The sequence below is a fragment of the uncultured Microbulbifer sp. genome, assembly GCF_947498635.1.
Taxonomy (GTDB): domain Bacteria; phylum Pseudomonadota; class Gammaproteobacteria; order Pseudomonadales; family Cellvibrionaceae; genus Microbulbifer; species Microbulbifer echini.
Genome location: NZ_CANMKV010000075.1, coordinates 1 through 5,562 on the forward strand (window position 1 = coordinate 1; position 5,562 = coordinate 5,562).

General features: G+C 45.5%; 3 protein-coding genes. 1 reads left to right on the plus strand and 2 read right to left on the minus strand.

What is annotated here, in order from left to right; all coding sequences use genetic code 11:
- Positions 1 to 345 precede the first annotated feature (345 nt).
- Entirely contained in the window at positions 346 to 1,923 is a 1,578-nt protein-coding gene (locus Q1A69_RS19610) for an NAD(P)/FAD-dependent oxidoreductase (RefSeq protein WP_299589464.1), read from the minus strand.
- A 1,068-nt stretch (positions 1,924 to 2,991) separates the two neighbouring features.
- Here Q1A69_RS19610 and Q1A69_RS19615 point away from each other — a divergent pair.
- The gene (locus Q1A69_RS19615) at positions 2,992 to 4,416 is read left to right on the plus strand and encodes a lytic polysaccharide monooxygenase (protein ID WP_299589467.1); all 1,425 of its coding nucleotides are present in this window, start codon (positions 2,992 to 2,994) and stop codon (positions 4,414 to 4,416) included.
- A gap of 506 nt (positions 4,417 to 4,922) precedes the next feature.
- Here Q1A69_RS19615 and Q1A69_RS19620 read toward each other — a convergent pair.
- Positions 4,923 to 5,486: a hypothetical protein gene (locus Q1A69_RS19620; RefSeq protein WP_299589470.1), complete on the minus strand. Its 564-nt coding sequence runs from the start codon at positions 5,484 to 5,486 to the stop codon at positions 4,923 to 4,925.
- Positions 5,487 to 5,562: the final 76 nt, after the last annotated feature.

Consider the following 5,562-nt stretch of genomic DNA (forward strand, 5'->3'; position numbering starts at 1 on the left):
GAAGGTGTTAAATTACTTGAGCCCACTGGAATTTTTGGTGGGTAAACGTGTGTCACTTATGTTGGCAATCTAGGATTTAACTAGCTTGGCTAGTGGGGAGAATTATACATTTGACTACCGGGCGCTAACCTCCCTGCCAAAGATTACCCCAAAGAATAAGTGCGACATCAGCAAGATAGGCTTCATCCGCAAGGCCGATAGCATGTTTACCTCAACTGTATAGATTGTAAAGATATGCCGCCCCATCAGCTAATACCAGAATAAGAGGCCTTATTTTTCTGTAAGTGGCAAGTAAGGGCTCTAAATTTCTAGAGCCTCGGTCCTGCTTGCCTCGATAGGCCACTTTTATTTGTCCTTTAGAATCTCCATTGCCGCATTATGCCCAGGGACTCCTGTAACCCCACCTCCTGGGTGACTACCGGAACCACAGAGATACAGTCCCTGGATCGGCGTGCGATAATCCGCATAGCCCATAAAGGGGCGGTTACTCCATAGTTGGTCCAAGCCTAAGGCACCATGGAAGATATCGCCTCCCATCAAGCCAAACTTGCGCTCTAAATCCAGCGGTGAGTGGATTTGTTGGGCGATGATGGCATCACGGAAATTGGGTGCATAGTTGGTGACGGTATCGATAATGGTCTGAGCTGCCTGCTCACGGTAGTTGTCCCAGCCCTTACCCTCCGGCAGTTCTGGAGCAAATTGCTGGCAGAATAGGCTGGCCACATGTTGGCCCTCGGGGGCTAAAGAAGGATCGATGGTGGAGGGGATCAATATCTCGACAATGGGTTGCTTTGACCAGCCGTATTGGGTCGCATCTATATAGGCTTGTTCCAGGTAATCCATGGTGGGGCCAATGACGATTCCAGACTTGTGGTGCGATTGTACGTGAGTACCGGGCTTACAGGTAAAATCTGGCAGTTCAGACAGTGCGACATTCATACGGAAGGTGCCGGATCCCAATCTAAAACCGCGTACACGGCGGCGGAACTCCGGTTCCAGATGTTGTTCGTCAATCATCTGGGAGTAGAGCAGTTTGGGGCCAACATTGGCGATTACTTTGCTGGCAGTAACGGCTTCTCCGTTGCTTAGCCGCACTCCGGTAGCGCGACCACCATCAATCAAAACCTCCTTAACTTCAGCGTCAGTGCGAATAGTGACCCCGAGGTGCTCTGCTTCTTTACGCATGACCTGAGTGATCGCACCCATACCGCCCATTGCATGGCCCCATGCGCCTTTCTCGCCGTTAACCTCGCCAAATACATGATGCAACAACACATAGGCAGAGCCGGGCGTGCTGGGTGCGGCATAGTTTCCGACGATAGAGTCGAAGGCAAACGCCGCTTTGACATGGTCATTTTCAAACCACGCATCCAACACGCTGGCAGCACTCTTAGTGAATAGATCCAGTGCATCACGACGGGCGGACATGCTGAGCTTTTTCGCTCTCAGACCAAAGCCACCAACGCGAAGTAAATCTACAAGGCCGCCCCCCACGTTGGGAGGCGCGCGTAGCAGTTCTTCTCGCAAAATGTCAGCCACGGTTTCCAGCATGGCATAAAAGTCAGGTAGGGTGGCTGCGTCCCGTTCCGAGAAACGTGCGACTTCTGCTTGCGTATCTGCAAGATTCTTGTGAAAGGAAAGACTCTCTCTCTCTGAAATAGGGAAGAAGTTTGACTGTGGCCGTGGTTTGATTTCCAGGCCATGCTCGCGTAGCTGAAGGTCTTCGATGATTTTCGGGTTTAGCAGGCTAACAGTATAACTTGCCACAGAATTTCGAAACCCAGGGTGGAATTCTTCCGTTACGGCAGCGCCGCCAACAATGGAGCGGCGCTCAAGAATCGTTACATTTCCCCCCGATTTGGCTAGATAGCAGGCGCAGACCAGGCCATTGTGGCCACCGCCAATAATTAAAAAATCCTTCATTATTGTTCTCTGATTGGATAAATATCAGTGCCGATTGTTGTCAAAAAATGCCAAAAAATAAAGGGGTTAAATATAGCTCTGTCGAAAGGTCTGTTCGCCTTGTCTGTGTCTCTATATTTAAACGATTGGAGATTTTTGGTACAGGAATTCAGTGTGCTATTAGGTGAGTGAGCCGGAGATACGGAGGCTAAATAATAGCTTGAAAAATTTATGGGAGGTTAAGGAAACGTCTATTTTAAAATTAGGAGTATACAAGGGTGTAAATAGTTATGGGGATGGGGTGTGTGAAATAGGGCGTCTTGTCCCGGGCAAGGTCTAACAAACGTATTATACCTCTGATGAAAGCAAGATGCATAAGTAAAGTCAATGTAAAACATTAAAGCCGAGTTGAGCCTTTAAGTGGTTCATGCTGTTTAGTGGCCTCAATTCACCCAGTAGATTTACAGATTTTTATATCATTTTTGAATCCGTCAGTTAGTTCGCCACAAAATATTGTCCGGAGTGATTGTTATTTCCACTCCTGTTTCTTTCTAAGAAAGATATAGTTGGTGGTGTCAGTTGGCTGGTGAGGTGTAAAAGTTAGTTTTCTGGGTTGGTATATTTGGTGTGCACCTTTATATGGTGAAAAAGTAGTTTGCCTCATGATTGTGCAGGAATTATGAAAATATAAAAATTTTCTTTTGCGTACTTTTGTTTATATTTATTTGTGTTGGGGTTTATATTCCATTTGTTTGATGGGTTTTGTTATTCGATGTCAAGCTTGTCAGTGGGAAAAGGGGTTGCTGCAGGATTGCTCTAATAAAGGCCGCTTATTGGTCGCTGTGTGCTTTTTTATCTTCCCTATATAGTAATTTTTTCCGGTCTATACTTTTTCGTTTAATTGAGGTTATTTAATGAATTACTAGGAACCGTGCCAATGAGTGGCGGTCCATAACTCCGTCACTAATGGTCGAGGTGAGGGATACTTCGGCAGAAGATGGACCTATTCAGCAGGGGAAGGACATTGGGCAAATTTGAATAACAGGCAAAGATATGATTTTACGAAAGACCAAACTCGCATCTATGATAATGCAACCTGTATTAAACCGCACATTTATGGCTGTGGTATTAGCCGGGTTCAGCTCAAGTGCACTTAGCCATGGTTATGTTGAGGCCGCTGATGATGGTGTTGCATCTGCGCGTGGAACACTGTGCAAATATGCCCTCGACACTGGGGAGATGAATATTGATTGCGGTGCGGTTCAGTGGGAACCGCAAAGTATTGAAGGTAGTGAAGGTTTCCCTGAAAGTGGGCCTGCCGATGGGCAAATTGCCAGTGCCGGAAATAGCGCCTGGTCAGAACTGAATATACAATCTTCTGACCGTTGGGTTAAAAATTATATCAGCTCTGGTTGGCAAACTTTTAAATGGCGTTTTACTGCAAACCACGTATCCCGCGATTGGAAATATTATATTACCAAAGAAAACTGGAATTCGAACGCAGCATTAACCCGTGATCAGTTTGATCTTGACCCATTTTGTGAAGTCGATGGGAATTATGAGCAGCCACCGGTAAATATGACACACGAATGTCAGGTACCAGATCGTGAGGGTTACCATGTCATTCTTGCGGTATGGGATGTTGGTGATACTGTAAACGCTTTCTATAACGTAATCGATGTTGAGTTTGATGGTGATAAGGTTATTAATACTGAGTGGAGTGTTGGAGGCAAAATTAATCCGACACAAGACTTAAACGTTGGCGATAAAGTGTATACCCGTGTATTTGATAGCACCGGAGAAAATACAGCGTATTCAACGGTTCTGGAAATTACTTCAGATGAACAGGGCATTGCCGAAAACTGGTCTCATGATTTAGCTGAGCTCATTAATCAGGAGCAATCCAGTATCCGTGCGGGCGATTATGATGGCAGTAGTAGTTTTGAGCCGCTATACGGTATTAATGATATCCATCTGTTAGAAAGCAGTGGATTGGTAAGCGTTGAAATTGGTTACGAGCTCAGTGCAGACCAAGAGGATGACTCAACGGATACCAACGATAACGGTTCTGGTGATACCGGGGGCTCAGGAGGCACTGGAAATACCGCCTGTACTGCGTTTGAGCAGCCCTATGCCGGCGAACCGGGCTACTCTGTCGGTGATGTTGTTGTCTTCGAAGGTGTTGCCTACGAGTCCAACCACGAGCCAAATTGGTGGTCTCCAAGCGCAGCCCCAGCCCTGTGGAACGAAACGGCCTGTCAAACGGACGGGAATGACTCGAACAGCGATTCAGACGCTGGCTCTGACGACAGTACAGCTGGCGAAAGTGGCGACGGAAACGAGGGTTCGGCAGCCTCCTGCCCCGAGTTTCAGCAGCCTTATGCGGGTGATGACGGCTATTCGGTTGGAGATCGGGTGACTTTCGAGGGGCAGGTATATACCTCGACCTTCGGTCCGAACTGGTGGTCCCCGACGGCAGCACCCCTATATTGGGAAGAGAGCTCTTGCCAGTAACCGAGATACATTTAAACGCCTCCCGAAGGGGAGGTGCTCTCGGAACAATTTAGGGCAGAGTAATATATGATGTCCTATAAAGCTTATAAATAGTCCCACCTACTAGTCTGCAGCGATAATTTTTAAATAAAATTATCGCTCACTTCACCTGTCATGTCCCAGATAGTGTGCATGAGTATATTATGCTACATGGAAACAGTCGCCACGCTCTCGTATGTTTTGAAGAGTACCTTGTGGCCTATGCAAGTTGGTTTAATAACTATGTCGAATAACAATCAGTGCTGATAATTGCTAGGATGTTTATGGTAAGCCCTATTTACATACTGAATGTCCGGCTCAGGAAAAATAGAGTTTTGCTGTTAATACATGTCGTAGGTAAAAAGTATGCGTTGTATTTTAACCGGATTATCTGTGCGTAGATAATTCCAATTTAGATGTTGAATACAATGTGATTTCTGTTCATATCTATTTTCTTTAGAGCGTTAATTTTTTCTTTATGAGGTATGCTAATTGTTTGATTCGTCGGTCCTGTTTCTTGAGTTGATGGTATGAATTACCATGCCGGCAGGCATTTCAGAGAGCCAGTTGGTGATTCTATAGAGTTCAGATTTGTGTGAATTTTCAGATTCGCGCCATCCACTTTTTTCCATGGATGCGAGAGTGATATAGAGCAATAATTTACCTTCAACTCCAAGTTTAGAGTCATATCCATGGATGATATAGTTTGAAGATGTAGTGTTGATTTCTATATTGTAGTTGGCGTCAGCGACTCGGAGGGCTATAGAAATATGATTTGGACGGTTTTCAGCTTTTTCTGAGACAATTGATGTTGAGGTTCCGTCGACCGATAAAGATACCTGTATAGACTCGCTGAATTCTTCAACTTGAAATATAGACCTGTTGGCTAGTTGAACTATATCAGATGTAGAAATGTTTGAGTTGGCTAATGAGCGTTGGGCAATAGAGCGCAGAGAGTTTATGTGAGAGCCCTCAAGCACATTGTTTGAGATTTTATCGGCTGCGACAATGTTTGAAAAATTAATGAGTAAAATGGATGATCCTACCCACAAAAGACGGACACTCTCTTAAGCGATAAACTACGCAGCAGAGGTGCTCTATGACAAGATCAAGTAAACCAACCAAAAC

Bases quoted from the DNA above. Each gene is read 5' to 3' on its own strand.
- Q1A69_RS19610 (WP_299589464.1), bottom strand. From the start codon at position 1,923: ATGAAGGATTTTTTAATTATTGGCGGTGGCCACAATGGCCTGGTCTGC.
- Q1A69_RS19615 (WP_299589467.1), top strand. From the start codon at position 2,992: ATGCAACCTGTATTAAACCGCACATTTATGGCTGTGGTATTAGCCGGG.